General features: G+C 69.7%; 14 protein-coding genes. 10 read left to right on the forward strand and 4 right to left on the reverse strand.

Annotated features, from left to right (window positions below; all coding sequences use genetic code 11):
- Positions 1–137 precede the first annotated feature (137 nt).
- The 5 genes from OG413_RS18685 (at position 138) to OG413_RS18705 (ending at position 9,714) form a co-directional block, all read left to right on the forward strand.
- Complete coding sequence (locus OG413_RS18685; RefSeq protein WP_266806987.1) at positions 138–4,337, forward strand: Rne/Rng family ribonuclease; 4,200 nt, start codon at positions 138–140, stop codon at positions 4,335–4,337.
- 331 nt (positions 4,338–4,668) lie between these two features.
- Positions 4,669–5,787, forward strand: coding sequence for a DegT/DnrJ/EryC1/StrS aminotransferase family protein (locus tag OG413_RS18690; RefSeq protein WP_266806989.1), 1,119 nt, complete (start codon positions 4,669–4,671; stop codon positions 5,785–5,787).
- Positions 5,784–6,809 (forward strand): Gfo/Idh/MocA family protein, encoded by a 1,026-nt coding sequence (locus OG413_RS18695; RefSeq protein WP_266806991.1) that lies wholly within the window; start codon positions 5,784–5,786, stop codon positions 6,807–6,809. The genes OG413_RS18690 and OG413_RS18695 overlap by 4 nt, the downstream gene beginning before the upstream one ends.
- Positions 6,806–8,425, forward strand: a complete 1,620-nt coding sequence (locus OG413_RS18700) for a glycosyltransferase family 2 protein (protein ID WP_266806993.1) — start codon at positions 6,806–6,808, stop codon at positions 8,423–8,425. Before OG413_RS18695 ends, OG413_RS18700 begins: the two co-directional genes overlap by 4 nt.
- 5 nt (positions 8,426–8,430) lie before the next feature.
- The gene (locus tag OG413_RS18705; protein WP_266806995.1) at positions 8,431–9,714 is read left to right on the forward strand and encodes a nucleotide sugar dehydrogenase; all 1,284 of its coding nucleotides are present in this window, start codon (positions 8,431–8,433) and stop codon (positions 9,712–9,714) included.
- A gap of 92 nt (positions 9,715–9,806) precedes the next feature.
- Here the strand turns inward: OG413_RS18705 and OG413_RS18710 are convergent, their stop codons facing one another.
- The 4 genes from OG413_RS18710 to OG413_RS18725 all read right to left on the reverse strand — a co-directional run bounded on the left by OG413_RS18710 (position 9,807) and on the right by OG413_RS18725 (position 15,011).
- Positions 9,807–12,065: a glycosyltransferase family 4 protein gene (locus OG413_RS18710; RefSeq protein WP_266806997.1), complete on the reverse strand. Its 2,259-nt coding sequence runs from the start codon at positions 12,063–12,065 to the stop codon at positions 9,807–9,809.
- Positions 12,062–13,570 (reverse strand): glycosyltransferase, encoded by a 1,509-nt coding sequence (locus OG413_RS18715; RefSeq protein WP_266806998.1) that lies wholly within the window; start codon positions 13,568–13,570, stop codon positions 12,062–12,064. The genes OG413_RS18710 and OG413_RS18715 overlap by 4 nt, the downstream gene beginning before the upstream one ends.
- Positions 13,571–13,586: 16 nt before the next feature.
- Positions 13,587–14,183: an acyltransferase gene (locus OG413_RS18720; protein WP_266807000.1), complete on the reverse strand. Its 597-nt coding sequence runs from the start codon at positions 14,181–14,183 to the stop codon at positions 13,587–13,589.
- 84 nt (positions 14,184–14,267) lie between these two features.
- Positions 14,268–15,011, reverse strand: coding sequence for an ALF repeat-containing protein (locus OG413_RS18725; RefSeq protein WP_266807001.1), 744 nt, complete (start codon positions 15,009–15,011; stop codon positions 14,268–14,270).
- A 135-nt stretch (positions 15,012–15,146) separates the two neighbouring features.
- On the opposite strand from OG413_RS18725, the gene rplU reads away from it, so the two are divergent.
- The 5 genes from rplU to OG413_RS18750 all read left to right on the forward strand — a co-directional run bounded on the left by rplU (position 15,147) and on the right by OG413_RS18750 (position 21,621).
- Positions 15,147–15,467: a 50S ribosomal protein L21 gene (gene rplU / locus OG413_RS18730; protein ID WP_073723125.1), complete on the forward strand. Its 321-nt coding sequence runs from the start codon at positions 15,147–15,149 to the stop codon at positions 15,465–15,467.
- Between the two features lie 14 nt (positions 15,468–15,481).
- Complete coding sequence (gene rpmA / locus OG413_RS18735; protein WP_015608479.1) at positions 15,482–15,739, forward strand: 50S ribosomal protein L27; 258 nt, start codon at positions 15,482–15,484, stop codon at positions 15,737–15,739.
- 146 nt (positions 15,740–15,885) lie between these two features.
- Complete coding sequence (gene obgE, locus OG413_RS18740; RefSeq protein ID WP_266807004.1) at positions 15,886–17,322, forward strand: GTPase ObgE; 1,437 nt, start codon at positions 15,886–15,888, stop codon at positions 17,320–17,322.
- Positions 17,323–17,795: 473 nt separating this feature from the next.
- On the forward strand, positions 17,796–19,295 hold the full coding sequence (locus tag OG413_RS18745; protein ID WP_266807006.1) for a bifunctional cytidylyltransferase/SDR family oxidoreductase: 1,500 nt from the start codon (positions 17,796–17,798) through the stop codon (positions 19,293–19,295).
- 196 nt (positions 19,296–19,491) lie between these two features.
- Positions 19,492–21,621, forward strand: a complete 2,130-nt coding sequence (locus OG413_RS18750; RefSeq protein WP_266810234.1) for a hypothetical protein — start codon at positions 19,492–19,494, stop codon at positions 21,619–21,621.
- The last annotated feature ends 140 nt before the right edge of the window (positions 21,622–21,761 follow it).

Raw genomic sequence — 21,761 nt, forward strand, 5'->3', positions numbered from 1 at the left:
CGCGTACGGAACCGGCGAGCCAGACATCAGCTCCTGTGCGGCGCCCGCGCCCCGGACGGCGGTATCGCACCACATGCGGACCGTGACGGACCGGAATCAGACGCGGCGCCCGGGAGCGTGACGGGAGAACCGCCCGCATGCTTGAGTCGAACGAACCCGGTACGACCGGAAACAGCGAAGACGACACCCCCGGCGACAAGCTGCCGCCGCGCCGCAGGCGCCGCGCGGCATCCCGCCCCGCGGGCCCGCCGACGGCGGGCGCACCGGGCACGGGCGCCGAAGACGTGACGCCGGCCATACCGGCCGCCGAAGCCGCGGACACCGCGCCGGACGAGGCCGCGCCCCCGGCGCGCACCCGCCGCCGTGCCGTCCGTAAGGCGACCGCCCCGGCGGGAGCCCCGCAGACCGCCGAGACCGTGGAGAGCGCCGCCGAGCCCGCGCCCGTGGAGGCAGTGGCCCCGGCCGAGCCCGAGCCCGCTGAGGCCCCCGCGCCGCGTGCCCGCCGCCGTGCGGTCCGTAAGGCGACCGCCCCGGCCGGAGCCCCGCAGACCCCCGAGGCCGCGGAGAGCGCCGCCGAGATCGTGGAGCCCGTGGTCGAGGCCGTCGTGGAGCCCGTCGAGGTTGTCGAGGAGCCGCAGGCTCCCCGTGGCCGTCGTCGTGCGTCCCGCAAGGCGACCTCCCCCGCCGGTGCCCCGCAGACCGCCGAGGCCGCCGTCGTGGCCGAGCCGGCCGCGGCCGCCGAGCCCGAGACCGTCGCGGAGCCCGCCGAAGCCGTCGAGGAACCGCAGGCAGCCCCGGCAGCACCCCGCGCCCGTGCCCGGCGCCGCGCGTCGGCCCCGGCCGGAGCGCCGCAGGCCGCCGCGGCGGAGAGCGCCGTCGAGATCGTGGAGCCCGTGGTCGAGGCCGTCGTGGAGCCCGTCGAGGTTGTCGAGGAGCCGCAGGCTCCCCGTGGCCGTCGTCGTGCGTCCCGCAAGGCGACCTCCCCCGCCGGAGCCCCGCAGGTCACCGAAGCGGCCTCCGAGGAACTGGCGGCCGAGACCGGCGAGAGCCTTCCCGAGGCCGTCGCCGAGGAACTGGCAACCGAGACCGAAGAGGTCGAGGACGCCGCGCCGCGTGGCCGTCAGCGCCGTCGGGCCACCGCCGCCGCGGGCCGCCCGGAGTTCACCGGCAAGATCGAGGAGCCCACCCGCAAGGGCCGCCGTGCGGCGCGCCCCGCCGTGGCCGTCTTCCAGGCGCCGGTCTTCGCCGAGCCGATGTTCCAGACCCCCGAGACCGCCGCTGCCGCCGCTGCCGCGGCCGGTCCCGTCGCGTCGTACGACGAGAGCGACGAGGCCGAGGAGCAGCTGACGGCCGAGGCCGAGCCCGCCCAGCAGGCCGCGCCCGCCGAGGCCGAACCCGCCGAGGCCGCGTCGCAGGGCGGCTCGCGCCGCCGTCGCCGCCGTCGCGGTGAGAACGCCGAGCCCGAGCAGACCGCCGCGCCCGCCGCCCCGGTCGAGGAGCCCGTCGAGCAGCCCGGCAACGAGCAGGACGAGCCCGAGGGCGCGACGGACGCCGAGCACGAGGGCGACGGCGAGGACTCCGACGAGTACGGTGACCGGCCCTCGCGCCGCCGCCGTCGCGGTGGCCGCCGTCGTCGCCGCGGTGAGATCAACGACGCGGACGACGCCGAGCAGCACAGCGACGAGACGCATGCCGACCGCTCCGACCGTTCTGACCGCTCCGACCGTTCCGAGGACGAGCAGGGGCAGTACGCCGACGAGGCGGAGGACGACGAGGACAACGACTCCTCGGCCGCCGGTTCGAGCAGCAGTCGCCGCCGTCGCCGTCGCCGCCGTCGCAGCGGTGACGCCGGCCCCGAGGCCGAGAACGGCCAGGACGACCCGGAGCGTACGGTCGTCAAGGTCCGCGAGCCCCGCAAGAAGGAGGAGCGCGAGCCCGGCACCGGCTTCGACGAGGTCCAGTCCATCAAGGGCTCGACCCGTATGGAGGCGAAGAAGCAGCGCCGCCGCGAAGGCCGTGAGCAGGGCCGCCGTCGCGTCCCGATCATCACGGAGGCCGAGTTCCTGGCCCGCCGCGAGGCCGTCGAGCGGGTGATGGTCGTCCGCCAGAACGGCGAGCGCACCCAGATCGGCGTCCTTGAGGACAACGTGCTCGTCGAGCACTACGTCAACAAGGAGCAGGCCACCAGCTACGTCGGCAACGTCTACCTGGGCAAGGTGCAGAACGTTCTGCCGTCCATGGAGGCCGCCTTCGTGGACATCGGCAAGGGCCGCAACGCCGTCCTGTACGCCGGTGAGGTCAACTTCGAGGCGCTCGGCATGGCCCACGGGCCGCGCCGTATCGAGACCGCGCTGAAGTCCGGCCAGTCGGTCCTCGTCCAGGTGACGAAGGACCCGATCGGCCACAAGGGCGCCCGCCTGACCAGCCAGGTCTCGCTGCCCGGCCGCTACCTGGTGTACGTGCCCGAGGGCTCGATGACCGGGATCAGCCGCAAGCTGCCCGACACCGAGCGGTCCCGGCTGAAGTCCATCCTCAAGAAGATCGTCCCCGAGGACGCGGGCGTCATCGTGCGCACCGCCGCCGAGGGCGCGAGCGAGGACGAGCTGCGCCGCGATGTCGAGCGGCTCCAGGAGCAGTGGGAAGAGATCCAGAAGAAGTCGAAGAACAGCGGCAGCTCCAACGCGCCGACGCTGCTCTACGGCGAGCCGGACATGACCGTCCGGGTCGTCCGCGACATCTTCAACGAGGACTTCTCGAAGGTCATCGTCAGCGGTGACGACGCGTGGGAGACCATCCACGGCTATGTCTCGCACGTGGCCCCGGATCTGACGGACCGCCTGTCGCGGTGGACCTCCGAGGTCGACGTCTTCGCGACGTACCGGATCGACGAGCAGCTGATGAAGGCGCTGGACCGCAAGGTCTATCTGCCGAGCGGGGGCTCGCTGGTGATCGACAAGACCGAGGCGATGGTCGTCGTCGACGTCAACACCGGCAAGTTCACCGGCCAGGGCGGCAACCTGGAAGAGACCGTCACCAAGAACAACCTGGAGGCGGCCGAGGAGATCGTGCGTCAGCTGCGGCTGCGCGACCTCGGCGGCATCGTCGTCGTCGACTTCATCGACATGGTGCTGGAGTCCAACCGGGACCTGGTGCTGCGGCGACTGCTGGAGTGCCTGGGCCGGGACCGTACGAAGCACCAGGTCGCCGAGGTCACCTCGCTGGGCCTGGTCCAGATGACCCGCAAGCGGGTGGGCCAGGGTCTGCTGGAGTCCTTCTCCGAGACCTGTGTCCACTGCAACGGACGCGGCGTGATCGTGCACATGGAGCAGCCGACGTCCGTCGGTGGCGGCGGCGGTGGCAAGCGTTCCAAGAAGCGCCGCGGCGGCTCGGGCCAGGAGCACGACCACGAGAGCGGTCAGTTCACCGAGCACGCCGAGCACGAGGCGGAGCACGCGGCCGAGACCGAGGCCGAGCTGGCTGCCGAGGTCGCCGCCCCGGTGGCGCTGCCCGAGCCGGAGTTCGTCCCGGACGAGGAGCTGTACAGCAGCCCGGCCGAGGCCGAGGCGGCCGCCACGCGCGGCCGCGGCCGTCGGCGTGCGACCCGTAAGGCGACGGCCCCGGCCGGTGCCCCGAAGGCCGCCGCCCCCGCCCCGGTGACCGAGAGTGTCCCGGTCGCCGAGGAGCGGCCCGAGCCCGAGCCGGTCGTCGAGACCCCGGAGGCCGCTCCGGCCCCCGAGGCCGAGGCGGCTCCGCAGGGCCGGACGCGTCGCCGCGCGACTCGCAAGGCGTCCGCCCCGGCGGGTTCGCCGAAGCAGGCCGAGGCGGCGGAGCCGGTCCAGCCGGCCGAGCCCACCACGGACCCGGTCGCCGTCGAGGACCCGGTCGTCGAGGCGCCGGCCGCCGCGGCTCCGGTCTCCGAGGCCCCCGCGGCCGAGGTCACCGAGACCCCGGCAGCCCCGCCGCGTGCCCGGCGCCGGGCGACCCGTAAGGCCACCGCCCCGGCGGGCTCGCCCGCGGGTGCCGACGAGCCGGCGGTCGTCGTCGTGACGACCACGCCCGAGTCCGAGGCTCCGGCCGACGGCGCGCGGACCGAGGCGGAAGCCCCGGAGGCCCCGGAAGCCCCGGCGAAGAAGACGGCGCGCAAGACCGCCAAGAAGGCGACGGCCAAGAAGGCCACCGCCACGAAGACGGCTGCGAAGAAGACGGTCGCCAAGAAGACCGCCGCGAAGAAGACGACCACGAAGAAGGCCACGAAGAAGACGGTTGCCGCAGAGCAGTCGTCGCCTTCCGTGACCGCTTCGGCGCCGTCCGCGAAGGGCGCGCCGTCCGACAGCTGACGAATCCGTAACCGGTAGTTCATCTCCCGTGTCCCGCCCCGATCGCTTTGGGGCGGGACACGGGTTTTGTTTCAGAACTGATGCAGGCACGGGTTAACAGGCCCGAAATCGGCCGAGAAATCCCTGATAATGTGACGGCGGTCGCTGTCCTGAATCTGTTCTTAACAGAAACTACAATCGGTGACCGGCCCGGTGATGGACAGACCGGACCCAGAATCCTCGGCAGGGCGTCGGCATTGCGCCGGTGGGGTTGGGCGCGGCCTCGTGAGACGTCCCCGCACCCCAGACCTCTGCCTGTCAAGAGCTCTTGCGGTGTTCAAGGAGGACGTCCATGACGAGCATCAACGAGCAGCCGATTCCTGCTGCCCGCCCCGTCATCGGGGAAGACGAGATCGAGGCCGCGGTGCGCGTGCTGCGCAGCGGCCGCGTCGTCCAGGGGCCCGAGGTCGCGGCCTTCGAAGAAGGCTTCTCGGACCTGGTCGACGGCCGGCACTGTGTCGCCGTGAACTCCGGCACATCGGCACTTCACCTGCTGCTGCTCGCCCTGGGCATCGGTCCGGGCGACGAGGTGATCGTCCCCTCCTTCTCCTTCGCGGCATCCGCGAACGCGGTCCGCCTGGTCGGCGCGGATGTCGTGTTCGCCGACATCGAGCCGGGCAGCTTCGGCCTCGACCCGGCCGCGGTCGAGGCCGCGATCACGCCGCGCACCGCCGCGATCATGCCGGTGCACCTCTACGGTCACCCGGCGGCCATGGACAAGCTCATGCCCATCGCCGACAAGCACAAGCTCGCCGTCGTCGAGGACGCCTGCCAGGCGCACGCCGCGGCGCTGAACGGAACCCCGGTCGGCGCGTTCGGCGCGGGCGGCACCTTCAGCTTCTACCCGACCAAGAACATGCACTCGCTCGAAGGCGGCATGGTCACCACGGGCGACGCCGAGATCGCCCGCACCCTGCGCCTCCTGCGCAACCAGGGCATGGAGCAGCGGTACGCCAACGAGATCGTCGGCGCCAACATGCGTATGACGGACGTGGCCGCCGCCGTCGGCCGCGTACAGCTGACCAAGCTCGACGGCTGGACCGAGCGGCGCCGGGCCAACGCGGCGTACCTCGACGCGCACATCACCGCCCCGAACGTGGTGACCCCGCCGGTGGCCGAGGGCGCCCGGCACGTCTACCACCAGTACACGATCCGGGTGCTGGGCGACCGGGACGCCGCGATGGCGAAGCTCACCGAGGCGGGCATCGGCAACGCGGTCTACTACCCGACGCCGATCCACCGGCTGAAGCCGTACTGGGAGCCGGACCAGAAGGCCGGCCGCACCTGGGACCTTCCGGAGACCGAGCGCGCCGCCGCCGAGGTCGTCTCGCTGCCCGTCCACCCGTCGCTCGGCGAGAGCGACCTGGAGCGCATCGCCGCCGCCGTGAACGCGCTGGGGGAGAACCTGTGACCGCCGTACTGAAGGCCGGGCTCGTCGGCCTCGGTTCCATGGGCCGCCACCACGCCCGGGTGCTCGCCGGCCTGGAGGGCGTGGACCTGGTCGGCGTCGTCGACCCGATGGGGGACAAGAACGGCTGGGCGCAGGGCGCACCCGTCCTGTCGACCGTCGAGGAACTCATCGGCCTCGGCATCGACTACGCGGTCGTGGCCTGTCCCACCGGACTGCACGAGGAAGTCGGCCTGCAACTGGCCGACGCCGGTGTCTGCGCGCTGATCGAGAAGCCGCTGGCGGACACCGTCGACGGTGCCCGCCGCCTCGTCGAGGCCTTCGAGTCGCGTGACCTGGTGGCCGGTGTCGGCCACATCGAGCGCTGCAACCCGGCCCTGCGCTCGCTGCGCACCCGGCTGGAGGCCGGTGAGCTCGGCGATGTGTACCAGGTCGTGACCCGGCGCCAGGGACCCTTCCCGCACCGGATCGCCGACGTCGGCGTGGTCAAGGACCTCGCCACCCACGACATCGACCTGACGGGGTGGGTGACCGGTCAGACGTACAACTCGATCGCGGCCCACACCGTGTCGAAGTCCGGCCGCCCGCACGAGGACATGGTCTCCGCCGTGGGCCAGCTCTCCGACGGCACGATGGTCAACCACCTGGTCAACTGGCTGAGCCCGCTCAAGGAGCGGTTCACCTCGGTCACCGGTGAGCGCGGCTGCTTCATCGCCGACACCCTCACCGCCGACCTCACGTTCCACTCGAACGCGTCGGTGACCACCGAGTGGGAGGCGCTGCGCGCGTTCCGCGGGGTCTCCGAGGGCGACATGATCCGCTACGCCATCCCGAAGCGTGAGCCGCTGCTCGTCGAGCACGAGCTTTTCCGGGACGCCGTGCAGGGCAAGCCGTCCGACATCTGCACCTTGCGTCAGGGCCTGCGTACCGTCGAGGTGGCCGCCGCCGTGCTCGAATCGGCGTCGACCGGACTCGCGGTATCGCTGAAGGCCCTGGACGCACCGCTTGAGGGTGTGGCCAGTTGACCGAACCGGCTGTCACCGTCGTCGTAGCCGTCTACAACACCATGCCGTATCTCACCGAGTGCCTGAATTCGCTCGTGGGGCAGAGCATCGGACGGGAACGGCTCGAAGTGATCGCGGTGGACGATGGGTCCACCGACGACAGCGGGCAGGAACTGGACCGTTTCGCGGCGCTTTACCCGGACACGGTCAAGGTCATTCACCAGGAGAATTCCGGCGGGCCGGCCGCTCCCAGTAATCGGGCCCTGGAGATCGCCACCGGACGTTATGTCTACTTCATCGGTTCCGACGACTATCTCGGTGAAGAGGCGTTGGAACGGATGGTGTCCTGCGCCGACGAGCATGAATCCGATGTGGTTATCGGCAAGATGGTCGGCACGAACGGCCGCTATGTCCACCAGAAGCTGTATTCCGGGAACAATCCGGATATCAGCCTCTATGAGTCGGCTCTTCCGTACACGCTGGCCAACACCAAGCTCTTCCGCCGCGAACTGGTGGAGAAGCACGGGCTCCGTTTCCCGGAGGACCTGCCGGTCGGCAGCGACCAGCCGTTCACGATCGAGGCGTGCGTCCGGGCCCGCAAGATCTCCGTGCTCTCCGACTACACGTACTACTACGCGGTCAAGCGCGGCGACGCGAGCAATATCACCTACCGGGCCGATCATCTGGCCCGGCTCCGGTGCACCACGAAGATCATGAAGCACACGGCCGGTCTCATCGAGCCCGGACCGCAGCGCGACGCCGTCTTCAAGCGGCACTTCGACTGGGAGCTGTCCAAGCTTCTGCAGAAGGACTTCCCCGCCCTCGACACCGGCACCAAGCGCCTGGTGTGCGAGGGTCTGGCCGCCCTGGTGGACGCGTACTACACCGACGGACTGCGTGACGGTACGGGAGTGACGCGACGGGTGCGCTTCGGCCTCGCCCAGCGCGGTGCCGTCGACGAGCTCAGCCGCGCCATCGCGGAGGAGACCGAGCACGGCGCACCGCCCTTCTTCCTGGAGGGCGACCGGGCCTTCGCCTCCTACCCCGGCTTCCGGGACGACGCCGTCGGCCTGGCCGACCGCTTCTACGAGGTGCTGGGCGAGGCGGTGCCGGGCAGGCTCTCCAAGGGGACGGAGCTGGAGTCGGCCGCGTGGGAGCAGGACGGGGCGGAGCTGTCACTCGCCCTGAAGGTGCGGCTCGGCATCATCGGCGACACGTCCTCGGCCGTGGTCGCGCTGGCCCAGGGCGCGATGCCCAAGAGCGCGGACAAACCGGGAGCGCTGCGGATGTCCAAGGACGCCCGACGCCCCGAGGCGGTCGGCGAGTTCGTCAGGGAGACCGTGGGCGACGACCGCGGGACCCTGCTGAGCGCCCGCATCCCGATCCGGCCCGTCAAGGCCAAGCGGGGAGTCCGGGTCTACGCCGACGTGGCGGGCTCGACGTACGAGATCCCCGTACGCACCGACGGGCTGCCGATGCCGCTGGCACGCAGATGGGGCCGAGTCGTCCCGTATCGCGTCGCCGCGAATCCGAACACCAAGGGCCGGCTCGTGATCACGACGGCCCCGCTGTGGGAGACCAAGTCCGGGACGCTGGCGCGGCTGCGCCGCAAGCTGTCCGGTCGGAAGAGGAAGTAACACCGATGAACATCTGCGTAGTCGCGCTCGGCAAGATCGGGCTTCCGCTCGCCGTGCAGTTCGCCGCCAAGGGCCACACGGTCATCGGCGCGGACGTCAACGAGAAGGTCGTAGAGCTGGTCAACGCGGCCACCGAGCCGTTCCCCGGCGAGCACGACCTGGACGTCAAGCTCAAGGAGACGGTGGGCGCCGGGCTGCTCTCCGCGACGACGGACACCACAGCCGCGGTCGCCGCGTCCGACGCCGTCGTGGTCGTCGTCCCGCTCTTCGTGGATGCCGAGGGCACCCCGGACTTCGGCTGGATGGACAATGCCACCAAGGCGATCGCCGCGGGGCTGAAGCCGGGAACCCTGGTCAGCTACGAGACCACGCTGCCGGTCGGCACCACCCGCACCCGCTGGGCGCCGATGCTCGCCGAGGGCTCCGGTCTCACCCCGGGCGAGGACTTCCACCTGGTCTTCTCCCCGGAGCGCGTGCTGACCGGCCGGGTCTTCGCCGACCTGCGCCGTTACCCCAAGCTCGTCGGAGGCATCGACGAGGCGTCCGCCCGGCGCGGCGTCGAGTTCTACGAGGCCGTGCTCGACTTCGACGACCGCGAGGACCTGCCGCGCTCCAACGGCGTCTGGGACCTCGGTACGGCGGAGGCGTCCGAGCTCGCCAAGCTCGCCGAGACCACCTACCGCGACGTCAACATCGGCCTGGCCAACCAGTTCGCCCGGTTCGCCGACCGGACCGGCATCGACGTCAAGAAGGTCATCGAGGCCTGCAACAGCCAGCCCTACAGCCACATCCACCAGCCCGGCATCGCCGTCGGCGGCCACTGCATCCCGATCTACCCGCGGATGTACCTGTGGAACGACCCGGAGGCGACCGTCGTGCGCTCGGCCCGCGAGGCCAACGCCGCGATGCCCGAGTACGCCGTGGACCTGCTGGCCGCCGCCTACGGCGACCTGGACGGTGCCGGCGTGCTGGTGCTGGGTGCCGCCTACCGCGGCGGGGTCAAGGAGACCGCGTTCTCCGGTGTCTTCGGAGTCGTCGAGGCGCTGAAGGCACGCGGCGCGATGCCGTTCGTCTCGGACCCGATGTACACGCCCGAGGAACTGATCGCGCACGGCCTCGTGCCGCACGAGGGACAGACCGTCACCGCGGCCGTCCTCCAGGCCGACCACGCCGAGTACCGCGAGCTGGCCGCCGCCGACCTGCCGGACGTACGCGTCCTGGTCGACGGGCGCCGGACGACGGACCCGGCGAACTGGGAAGGCGTTCGACGCGTCGTCATCGGCGGCTGAGCCCGGCCGAGCGGATTCTCGAAAAACATCAGGCGGGCGGCCCCTTCCCACGGGAAGGGGCCGCCCGCCTGATGTTTTTACGGGTACGGGCGTCAGGGCTTGTCGAGGACCGGAAGGTGCTCGAACAAGGCGTGGGACAAATGGGTGGTGACGTTCAGATGGGGGTGAGCCCGTGCTATCCGCCACCCCGTCAGCGTCGCGTTCGTGTCGCAGACGAACACATGGTCCGTCTGGTCGAGCTCCAGCTGCTCCAGGGCGTTACGCTGTGCGATCTTGGCGAAGACGCGGGGACGTATCGTCCTGTAGCTGGGCTGGAACACCTTCTTGTGGAAGCCGTCCGCCATCCTGCTGTGAGCGCGCTTGGCGGCCTTCACGGCCAGTTCCGGTGCGAGCTTGTCCTGGTGCTTCTTGGCCAGTCGGTCGGCTCGTTTGAGAACCGCGCGCGGCACCCGGTAGACGACGAACCGTTCTCCGCGGGGGATCACCAGCCGACGTTCGGCGGGCTCCACGTCGACGAGGCGTACACGACTGTCGAGTGCGGCACGGGCCAGGGTGCCCTTCCGCGCGGTCACCAGGTCGATCTGGACGCCCCTGGCAGCAAGGAAGTTGGCGAACTCGGCGATGGCCTGCGCACGGGCGGGTGTGAAGGCAAGCAGGACCACCCGGCCGGGAACGGCGTCCGCCACGACGGCGCTCGTCCCGGTCTTCGCCGGGAGGGACGCCGCCTTGGCGCCGGACGCCACCGCGGGCCCGGCGTTGCGGCTCACTTCCTCGACGGCGGGCTCGATGGCCGGCGCCCGGCCCTCGTAGAGCTCCACGAGCTGATGGCCGATGACCTCGCGGCTGTACTTCCCGACCAGAGTCGCGCGCGCCTTCGCGAGGTCGAGGCCGGAGTAGCGTTCACGCAGGCCCCAGTAAGCAGTGACGATAATGCTCGGGTCCTCGTCCACGTCCATCAACGCGCCCGCGAGCTCCTCGATGCCTTCCAGGGAGTCTTCGGGTCCGTGGCTGCGCGTCACCAGAACGGGCAGGCCCGCCGCGTTGGCCTCGACGACGGTCATGCCGAAGGTCTCGAAGTGGCTGGGGTGCACCAGGAGGTCGTACTGGTGCATCAGCTTGTTGACCTCCTCGGGAGGTACCGGCGCCAGGACCCGGAACCGGTCTCCCAGCCCGAGTTCATGGCCCCGGGCGATCAGGTCCTCCCGCAGGCTGCCGGTGCCGACCATGGTCAGCGTGGCCTCCGGCTCGGACCCGGCGACCTCCGCGAAGGCTTCGAGGAGCGTGCTCACGCCCTTGGTCGGGATCAGCCGGCCGAGATACAGCCACTTGAGCAGCTTCTCGGAGGGCTTGGCCTCGGGTGTGAACTGCTCGAAGTTGATGACATTCGGCACGATGCGGATCTTGCCGACGTGATGCGGGAACTCCTGCACGATCTGGTCGCGCAGATAGGTGCTGACGCACAGGAACTCATCGGCTCGGTGCAGCACCTGGTCGTACAGCTTGCGACTGGCCGACTGCTTGAAGACCTTCGCCAGGAAGCTCGAATGCTCGGTCACCACGATGCGCGCGTCGGGCCGGGCCAGGCGCATGGCCAGCACTCCGCCGTAGATCCCGGTGTGAGCGTGGATGACGGGGGCTTCGATCCGGCCGGTCGGCAGCGCCCGGCGGAGCGCGGCGGTCTGAGCTCCGGCCCAATTCGCGTAGCGGCGGCGGGTGGTCAACGGTACGGGGACCCGGGTGACGGCACCCTCCGGAGTGTCGAGCACCGGAATCAGGGCATGCTGATCCCGGAGCCGGTCCGAGGTGATCTTGATGGCGTCCTCGAGCGCCGGGTCGGCCTTGCCGGCCCAGTCCTCGGTGTGCAGGACCGAGATGCGCTCGTAGTCGCCCGCCACGGCCTTGACGGCCGCCTGCACGAACGCCCCGGCGAAGGGATTGTTCGGCGACGGGTACCAGGGTGTGACGACCGCCAGGTCGGCCGGCTCGGTGGGCCGGCCGGACTCCGCGTACGGCTCCAGGCGGAAGTCGAGGTCCGGACGCCGTCGCAGGGCGGCCCACGCCGCCGGAAGCGCCTGTGCGTCACCTGCGACGAGGAGGTCCGCGTGCCGCAGGGGTCCGTTCCTGGAGGTGATGATGCCGCGTGCGGCGCGCCAGGCGGCCCCCTTTCTGTTCCGCGAGGCCCGGATCACCCGTACACGGGGATTCTCGGGCAGGTCGTTCCATTCCTCGCGATCGGCGATGACCAGAACGACATCGCGGCCTTGGGCCGTCAGGCTCTCGACATGCGCGCGCGTGGCCCGTACGCGAGATTCGCCGAGCGCCAGATAAAGGACGTGTGTGCTCGCGCTCATCGGGTTTCCTCCACCAGCTGACGCATGCGTTCTTCCCATGGCCCCAGCGTGGCAGCGCGGGTGTACGAGTGGGCGTGCTTCACAGCGAGCGCGTACTGGGAGCGGTCCACCGCACGCGCGGCCTTGGCCGCCGCGATGAACGACTGGGCGACATCTTCCGCCGTCAGTTCTTTTCCGCAAAACCAGAGAGGGTAGCCCTCCAGGACTTCAGCGGCCGCGATATCGGGCTGATGCACCGAGACGATCGGCTTGCCCGATGCCATGTACTCGAAGATTTTTCCGGAAGTGACATAACGCGCGCCGGGAACACAGAACACCAGCGCGTCGGTCTGCGCGTAGAGCGCCTTTCCGTCGGTTTTCTCGAAGGCGCCGTGGTAGCGCACGCCGAGGTCCTCCTCCAAAGGAATCCGCTCCATCAGGGGAGTCGCATCGCCGGGGAAGAATCCGAGGTGGCCATGAATGTCGAGTTCGGCATCCTGCAGCAGCGGGTGGCTGCGGGCGAGGCGCCATCCGTCGAATAGCTCCTCAAGCGGCAGATAGGAGGTCACTGTGCCCAGGTAGCCGAAGCGCAACGGGCGGTTCTCGCTCGGCGGCACGTATTCGCTCACGCCGAGGAGTTCAGGCTCCCAGCCATTCGGAACCACGGTCATGCGATCGGACGCGAACGGATAGCGATCGGCATGCCACTGCCGCATTCCGTCGTTCACATAGAGGATCTCGGCGGCGTCGCGAAGGACCTTGGCCTCCCACTCGAACGCCTTGCTGCCCTCCGCGAATTTCAGCGTCTCGGTGAACTGGTTGAAAGTCCAGGAATCCCGATAATCCACCGCATAAGGTACCTTGAGCAGGCGCCCCAATGCTTGTGCGGCCACAAAGGACGCAAAAGGGTTTCCCGTGGCTATGATGAGGTCGAATTTCTTCCTGAAGTGTGCCTTCATGGCGCTGGAGATGACTCCAGGAATCCAGGTCGCGTAGTGTTCGGGAATCGCCTTGCCCTGGAACATCTTGTAGAGACTCGCGGACACCGTCGGGAAGTTTCGGCGCAGCTTGCCGTACTGACGGATATCCTTTTCCCAGCCGTAGTAGGACATGGGAGGGCGGGTCACGTTGATGCGAGGGTCGACCGTTTCTTCGAGCGAAGGGTCGCAGGCATTCCCGAGATATGTCTCAAAGAATTCTCGCGGAGCCGTGTAGACGGATACGTCCCAGCCGGCCTGAGCAAAATGATTTGCTGTCGCCCTGGCCCGGAAAACACCACTCGCGCGGCTGGGCGGGAAGAAATACGCGAGGTAGAGAACGCGCAGCGGGCGTTCACGTTGACCAGGCGGCATGGGATGTGGGACCTTTCCTGAAGGTGCGGTGATGGTGAGCTTACCCGAGCGGTAGCCCATATTGTGCTGAGCTTGGGCAGCGGTGGGTTTGCCGGTCGCCTGTCTTTCGATTGATACACCGACGTCCAGGGCCAGGGCATATTGGGCCGCCCGACGATTCGGGTGACCACTCACACAGCGGGAATGACGATCACAGCTCGGTGAGCGTTCCGTCCGTCTCCTGGTAAGCCGCACCGCTCTGCGGGCACTCCCATACGCCGGGCTCACCCGCTCGCTCGACGAGACGCACCCCGCTGCGGCCCACCCAGCCGATCCGCCGGGCCGGTACACCCACGACCAGGGCGAAGTCCGCCACGTCCTTGGTGACCACCGCACCTGCGGCCACCATCGCCCAGCGTCCGATCCGCACCGGGGCGACGCAGACGGAACGCGCACCGAGCGACGCGCCCTCGGCCACCTTCACGCCGACGGCCTCCCAGTCGCCCCCGCGCTTCTGCTTGCCGTCGGGATCGACGGAGCGCGGGTTGTGGTCGTTGGTGAGGACGACGGCGGGACCGACGAAGACGCCGTCGCCGAGCTCGGCGGGCTCGTAGACCAAGGCGTAGTTCTGAAGCTTGACGTTGTTGCCGATCTGCACGCCCGTACCCACGTAGGCGCCGCGGCCGATCACGCATCCTTCACCCAGCTTGGCGCCTTCGCGAATCTGGGCGAGCTCCCACACGCTGCTGCCGTTGCCGATCTCGGCGGTCTCATCGACCTGGGCGGTGGGCTGGATCCTGTAGTTCACGTACTGTGCGCCTTCCGGAGAGCGGATATGCCGCAGAGCATACGATCCTCCATTCCCCGGAAGGCGTGAGGGCATACGGTCGGATCACGCTGCCGGACCAGTGCAGTACGGGTGCCTTGATGCCGGTACCGGTGCTGGTGAATTCGCCGCGTTGGCCGACTTACGGACGTCGTTCTGGGCGGCCTTGGCCTCTTCCGCGGCCTTGAGCGCGGCGGCCTTGGCCTTCTCGGCGGGTTCCTTCGCGCGCTCGGAGAAGGCGACGGCCTTGTCCGTCGTCCGCGGGGCGCGTTTGCCCTCCTGCTCCACGATCTCGACCAGTTGCTCGATGGTCGCGGTCTCCTCGTCGCGAGCACGGGCGATGTACTGGCCGCAGGACGGGAACAGCCGGATCGCCTCGGGGGACCCGTCCTCCAGGGCGCGCTCCGCGTACTTCTTCACCTCGGGCGACGCGGGGCCGAGGATGGTGAAGACCGCCACCCGGTCGTCCTCCTGCTGCGCGGTGTACCGCGTCGTGGTGAGGACGGTCTCCAGCGCTTCCTTGGTGTTCGCGTCCAGGGCCTTGGCCGCTTCGCGCTTCACCGCGACGCCGCCGTTGTTGAGGGCGGAGGCCGCGGGAGGGCCCGCGACGCCACGGTCGCGACGAGGTGAACACGTACGGTGACTGCTGTGGCGGTCGCTCCGCCGTCCGCCGCCGAGCGGGCCGCGCCCGCCCCACGCCCGGCCCGCGCGGGGCGTCGCCCGGCGGTCCCGGCCCGGTTTGACCCCCCCGTACCCCGCCCCGTAACCTTGACCCTCGGTGTGTTTCTGTACGCACCTACCCCTGAGCACATCCCTTCCGGACCCGGCCGGCGTTCGCGCCGTCCGTCACGGGAGAGGCCGCTCATCCTTCCGGATCGTCCCGGGCTCCGGCCCGTGCGAGCGGCTGGCATCAGGGGATCCGTTCCGAGCGAGAGAGAGATCCGCGTGTACGCCATCGTGCGCAGCGGTGGTCGCCAGCACAAGGTAGCTGTCGGCGACATCGTTGAGGTTGACAAGATTCCCACCGCCCAGGTCGGCGACACCGTAGAGCTCTCTACGCTGCTCGTGGTCGACGGCGACGCCGTCACCAGTGACCCGTGGGTCCTGGCCGGGATCAAGGTTCAGGCCGAGATCGTGGACCACCACAAGGGCGCGAAGATCGACATCCTTCGCTACAAGAACAAGACCGGCTACCGCCGTCGCCAGGGTCACCGCCAGCAGTACACGGCGATCAAGGTCACCGGTATCCCCGCGGCTGCGAAGTAAGGGACTGAGGAGACATGGCACATAAGAAGGGCGCATCGTCCACTCGGAACGGGCGCGATTCCAATGCTCAGCGGCTCGGCGTGAAGCGCTTCGGCGGTCAGGCCGTCAACGCCGGTGAGATCCTGGTCCGCCAGCGCGGCACCCACTTCCACCCGGGCACGGGCGTCGGCCGTGGCGGCGACGACACGCTGTTCGCGCTGACCGCCGGTGCGGTGGAGTTCGGTACGCACCGTGGCCGCAAGGTCGTGAACATCGTTCCGCTCGCCGTCTGATCTTTTTTCGGCGCACGCAGAGCGACACACAGCACCTTCCGAGGGCGGATCTCAGCTTTCCCGGTAAACGGGGAAGCGGGTCCGCCCTCGGCGTGTTACGACAGAGACAATCCCGTATTTTTCCGCAGTACCTGGAGGCACCAACCATGACCACCTTCGTGGACCGCGTCGAGCTGCATGCCGCCGCGGGTAACGGAGGCCACGGCTGCGCCTCCGTCCACCGTGAGAAGTTCAAGCCGTTGGGCGGCCCCGACGGGGGCAACGGCGGGCGCGGCGGCGATGTGATCCTCGTCGTCGAGCAGGCCGTGACCACGCTGCTGGACTACCACCACAGCCCCCACCGCAAGGCCACCAACGGCCAGCCCGGTGCGGGTGACAACCGCTCCGGCAAGGACGGCCAGGACCTGGTCCTGCCGGTTCCCGACGGCACCGTCGTCCTCGACAAGGCGGGCAATGTGCTCGCCGACCTGGTCGGCCAGGGCACCACCTTCATCGCCGGTCAGGGCGGCCGCGGCGGCCTCGGCAACGCGGCGCTGGCCTCGGCCCGCCGCAAGGCGCCCGGTTTCGCGCTGCTCGGTGAGCCGGGCGAGGACCGGGACATCGTCCTGGAGCTGAAGACCGTCGCCGACGTCGCGCTCGTCGGCTACCCGAGCGCGGGCAAGTCCTCGCTGATCTCCGTGCTCTCCGCGGCGAAGCCGAAGATCGCGGACTACCCGTTCACCACCCTCGTACCGAACCTCGGTGTCGTGACCGCGGGCGGGACCGTCTACACCATCGCGGACGTCCCCGGGCTCATCCCGGGCGCCAGCCAGGGCAAGGGCCTCGGCCTGGAGTTCCTGCGCCATGTGGAGCGCTGCTCGGTGCTCGTGCACGTCCTGGACACCGCGACGCTGGAGTCGGACCGCGACCCCGTCTCCGACCTCGACATCATCGAGGAGGAGCTGCGGCAGTACGGCGGTCTCGACGACCGGCCGCGCGTCATCGTCCTGAACAAGGTCGACATCCCCGACGGCCAGGACCTCGCCGACATGATCCGCCCGGAGCTGGAGGACCGCGGTTACCGCGTCTTCGAGGTCTCGGCCATCGCGCACAAGGGCCTCAAGGACCTCTCGTACGCGCTCGCGGGCATCATCGCCGAGGCACGCGCCGCCAAGCCGAAGGAGGAGGCGACCCGGGTCGTCATCCGCCCGAAGGCCGTCGACGACGCGGGCTTCCAGGTGGCCGTGGACGACGAGGGCATCTACCGCGTGCGCGGCGAGAAGCCCGAGCGCTGGGTCCGGCAGACCGACTTCAACAACGACGAGGCCGTCGGCTACCTCGCGGACCGGCTCAACCGCCTCGGCGTCGAGGACGCCCTGATGAAGGCGGGCGCCCGCGCCGGTGACGGCGTCGCCATCGGCCCCGAGGAGAACGCGGTCGTGTTCGACTGGGAGCCGACCGTGACGGCCGGCGCCGAGATGCTGGGCCGCCGCGGCGAGGACCACCGCCTGGAGGAGCCGCGGCCCGCCGCGCAGCGCCGCCGGGACCGGGACTCCGAGCGGGACGACGCGCAGAAGGAGTACGACGAGTTCGACCCCTTCTAGGCCGGAGCGACCGGCCGGGCCCCGCCGCGAGAGGCATCGTGCGGCGGGGCCCGGCCGGTCCGGGCCCGGGTCTGCCGTGCGCGGTCGGTTCGTCATCGGTACGGGTCCGCCGTGTGGGACCGGCTCGTCATCGGTACGGATCCGCTCGTCGGTACGGACCTGTTCTGTCCGGTCCGGCCCCGGTCCGACCGGTCCGTGAAGGAGTCCCGCCCGCCGTGCGGCGCCCATTGGCCCGTACCGCACCGGGAATTGCCTGGTGACGGCCGGTATCCGTGCGGTAGATGTGCGGATTACGCAACACCTCTGTGGGCTCGGTCACCTCGCGTACCGGCCCTGTGAAGCCCAACCTCCCTGGCCAGGCCGTGAACTGCGGGTATCCGCAGGGCATGCGACGATCGACGTCCGCCTTGCGAGACGGTCACGGAGAGTGCGACCATCACACTGTTCCCTCGTCATAGCAAGGTAGGTCGTCTGTGTCTGTGCCGCATGAAGCCAAGCCCCGGACCACAGCAGTCGTGCTCGCCGGTGGTACCGGTCAGCGCGTGGGACTGTCGATCCCCAAGCAGCTGCTGAAGATCGCCGGCAAGGCAGTCATCGAGCACACGCTGACCATCTTCGAGAACGCCGAGGGCATCGACGATGTGATCGTGCTGATGGCGCCGGGGTTCGTGCCCGAGGTCGAGAAGATCGTCGCCAAGGCCGGGCTCACCAAGGTCACCAGGATCATCGAGGGCGGCAGCACCCGGAACGAGACCACCGAGCGTGCCATCGCGGCGCTCGGCGAGGGCCTCGCCGAGGGCGAGGACCGCAACGTCCTCTTCCATGACGCGGTCCGGCCTCTCCTGTCACAGCGCGTCATCAAGGACTGCGTCGACGCACTCGGCCGCTACGAGGCCGTCGATGTCGCCATCCCCTCCGCGGACACGATCATCGTGACCCGCACCCACGGCGGGGACGGCGAGTTCATCACCGACGTGCCCGACAGGTCCCGGCTGCGCCGGGGGCAGACCCCGCAGGCGTTCAAGCTCTCCACGATCCGCAAGGCGTACCGGATCGCGGCGGGAGACCCCAACTTCCAGGCCACCGACGACTGTTCGGTGGTTCTCAAGTACCTCCCCGACGTGCCGATCTATGTGGTCGCGGGCGACGAGTACAACATGAAGGTGACCCAGCCGGTCGACGTCTTCATCACCGACAAGCTCTTCCAGCTGGCCTCCACCGCCGCCCCGCGCCAGGCCGACGAGGCCGCCTACCGTGAGCTGCTCTCCGGCAAGACCCTCGTCGTCTTCGGCGGTTCGTACGGCATCGGCGCCGACATCGCCAAGCTGGCCGAGCAGTACGGCGCGAGCGTGTACGCGCTGGGCCGCTCCACCACCGGTACGCACGTCGAGAACCCGGAGCACGTCGACGACGCGCTCTCCAAGGCGTACGCGGAGACCGGCCGCGTCGACTACGTCATCAACACCGCGGGCGTGCTGCGCATCGGCAAGCTGGCCGAGACCGACAACACGACGATCCAGGAAGCGCTGAACGTCAACTACCTGGCGCCCGTCCAGATCGCCCGCGCCTCGTACAAGTATCTGGCGGAGACCAAGGGCCAGCTGCTGCTCTACACCTCCAGCAGCTACACCCGGGGCCGTGCCGAGTACAGCCTCTACTCCTCCACCAAGGCCGCGATGGTGAACCTCACCCAGGCGCTGGCCGACGAGTGGGCGGGCGAGGGCATCCGCGTCAACTGCGTCAACCCGGAGCGCACCGCGACGCCGATGCGCACCAAGGCGTTCGGCCAGGAGCCCGAGGGCTCGCTGCTCTCCTCGGAGGCGGTGGCGCGTACCTCGCTGGACGTGCTCCTCTCCGCGCTGACCGGCCATGTCATCGACGTACGGCAGCAGGACCCGACGCGCGAGGCCGCCGAATCCTCCGGGTTCGAGCAGGCACTGGCCTCGGTGCTTGATCGTCAAGAAGATGTGTAATAATTCTTGAAAATTGTGCTTTTCCGGGCCTCTGTGATCGCTTAGCGCGATCGCAGAGGCCCGAATGCGTGAAGCCGCACCTTCACATTTCCCTCAATAGGTGAATCAACCGGCACCCCCCTGGAGCAGGTTCTTCGTGATTTCGACAGCCATTCGCCTGGCCCGTGTGGGCAGCAGGTCGGAACTGGCGGCAGCAATGTTGATGGGGCTGGGATATCCCTGCGTCATGGTCGCCGCTCTTCTCCCCAATATCTGGTTCTTCGCGGCGGCCGGGGCGCTCACGTATGTCGCGGACTGGTACCTGCACCAGCGGGGGAGTTATCTGGTCAACCGGCTCGGCAAGGTGCGGGCCGGACTGCCCATCCGCTTCCTGCTCCGCCAGCTGATGGTCATCCTGCTGCTGGCCCGGCTGGATCTCGCGGAGGAGCCGCTCTTCTACACGGCGGTCGCCTGCTTCCTGATCTTCTACGGACTTCAGGCCCCGCACGGCGCCCTGACCACCCTGATCCGGATGCGCCGCACGATGCCGGTCGTCACCCGCAACGTGGACCTGCACGCCGTCCGCATCCCCGACGCCCCGCCGAACGTGCTGCTGCACCGCCCCGCCGAGAAGATGCTCCACCTCGACATCCCGGCCGTCGTGGGGATACTGATCGCCGCCGAGACCGGCAAGGACGTCATCGGCTACGTGGGCGCCGCGATCACGCTGGTGCTGGCCGTTCTGTACAACGCGGTGCTCGTCCCGTACCTGCGTCGCGGCCGGCTGGTCCCGCCGGCCCCCGCCGTGCTCAAGGCCGTGGACACCTGGCTGCGTGAGTACCAGCCGACCGTCGTGCTCTACTTCTCCGGCTCCAACGAGTCGGCGTACCAGGGCAACATGTGGCTCGACACGATGGCGCGCGTCGAGGGCCGCCCGCTGATCATCATGCGTGAGCGCGGTCTGGTGCCGCAGCTGGCCGAGACCGGTGTACCGGTGATCTGTGTCCCCGCGGGCACCCACCTGATGAACCTGGACCTCTCCACCGTGCGGGTCTGCCTCTACCCCGCCAATGTCGGCAAGAACATCCACATGCTGCGGGTCCCGACCATGAAGCACGTCTTCATCGGCCACGGCGACAGCGACAAGCTGGCCAGCGTCAACCCGTACTCCAAGGTGTACGACGAGGTGTGGACCGCGGGCCGGGCCGGCCGCGACCGGTACGCCCTGGCCGATGTGGGCATCCGCGACGAGGACATCGTCGAGGTCGGACGCCCGCAGCTGGCGCCCATCGAGAGCTGGACCGGCACCACGAAGAACGCCGTACCGACCGTGCTGTACGCCCCCACCTGGGAGGGCTGGGACGACAACCCGGGCAACACCTCCCTGCTGCTGGCGGGCGAGAACATCGTGCGGCGGCTGCTGGCCGCCGACCGTCCGGTCCGGATCATCTACAAGCCGCACCCCTTCACCGGTATTCGCAGCGCCAAGGCCAAGGCCGTCAACGCGCGGATCAAGGCGATGCTGGACCAGGCGGCGGCCGAGCGTGCCGCCGAACCCCGCTGGGCGAAGGAGGCGGCCTCGGCCGCCGCCGGGCAGAGCGCGGCCAAGGCCGAGCTGGCCCGGATCGAAGCCCGCCTCACCGCGCTCTCGGCGCCCGGCCGGTCCGGCGGCGACGACGCGGAGGAGTCGCGGGTCTCGCTCGCCGACCCCGCGCAAGAGGCCGAGACGGCCGCCCTGCGGGCCGAGTGGGACGACGCCTACTGGCGTTCGTTCGGCTGGTGGGAGCACCGGACCGTGTCCGGCGCCCAGCCGAAGCTGTACGACTGCTTCAACGAGTCCGACGCGATGGTTTCGGATATCTCCAGCGTGGTCTCCGACTTCATCGCGAGCGGCAAGCCGTACGCGGTCACCGACTCCGCCCGGCTCGGTGCCGAGGAGTTCAAGCGGCAGAACACCGCCGTGCGGGCCGCGGTCATCCTGTCCAACAGTGCCGAGGAGATCGGCGAGCTGCTGGAAGCGGTCACCGATCCGGCGGCCGACGCGCTGGCCGACGCCCGCCGCGAGCTGAAGAGCTACCTCCTGGGCCCGGACGAGCCGACCTCCATGGAGCAGTTCAACGCCGCGGTGGTGGCCCTCGCGGCGAAGGCCGAGGCGCGCAACGCGGGCGTCGCGCAGCGCGTCTCCGAGCAGGTCGTCGCACAGCCCGACCGGGAGGCCGTCTCCAGCGGCGCCGGGACCGGTGAGGCGGAGATCCTCGCGGAGGCCGCGACCACGGCCGACGCGGACGCGGTGGGCGCGCCCGGCGGCGACGCCCCGATCGCCGCAGGGCCCACGACGGTGCGCTGACCGTCCCCACAGTGGTGCGCTGACCGCACCGCGGCCGTGCGCCGACTGCCCCACGGCCGACTGCCCCACGGCCGACTGCCCCACGGCCGACTGGGCCGACCGGGTTGTTCAGACCGACCCGGTCGATTCCGTTCACCAGC

Origin of the sequence: Streptomyces sp. NBC_01433, from assembly GCF_026340105.1 — a bacterium.
GTDB lineage: Bacteria > Actinomycetota > Actinomycetes > Streptomycetales > Streptomycetaceae > Streptomyces.

What these genes read in the sequence shown, in the direction of transcription:
- OG413_RS18705 (WP_266806995.1), top strand. Translation starts at nt 8,431, where the DNA reads ATGAACATCTGCGTAGTCGCGCTCGGCAAGATCGGGCTTCCGCTCGCC.
- OG413_RS18710 (WP_266806997.1), bottom strand. Translation starts at nt 12,065, where the DNA reads ATGAGCGCGAGCACACACGTCCTTTATCTGGCGCTCGGCGAATCTCGC.
- OG413_RS18750 (WP_266810234.1), top strand. Translation starts at nt 19,492, where the DNA reads ATGTTGATGGGGCTGGGATATCCCTGCGTCATGGTCGCCGCTCTTCTC.
- obgE (WP_266807004.1), top strand. Translation starts at nt 15,886, where the DNA reads ATGACCACCTTCGTGGACCGCGTCGAGCTGCATGCCGCCGCGGGTAAC.
- OG413_RS18690 (WP_266806989.1), top strand. Translation starts at nt 4,669, where the DNA reads ATGACGAGCATCAACGAGCAGCCGATTCCTGCTGCCCGCCCCGTCATC.
- OG413_RS18685 (WP_266806987.1), top strand. Translation starts at nt 138, where the DNA reads ATGCTTGAGTCGAACGAACCCGGTACGACCGGAAACAGCGAAGACGAC.
- rpmA (WP_015608479.1), top strand. Translation starts at nt 15,482, where the DNA reads ATGGCACATAAGAAGGGCGCATCGTCCACTCGGAACGGGCGCGATTCC.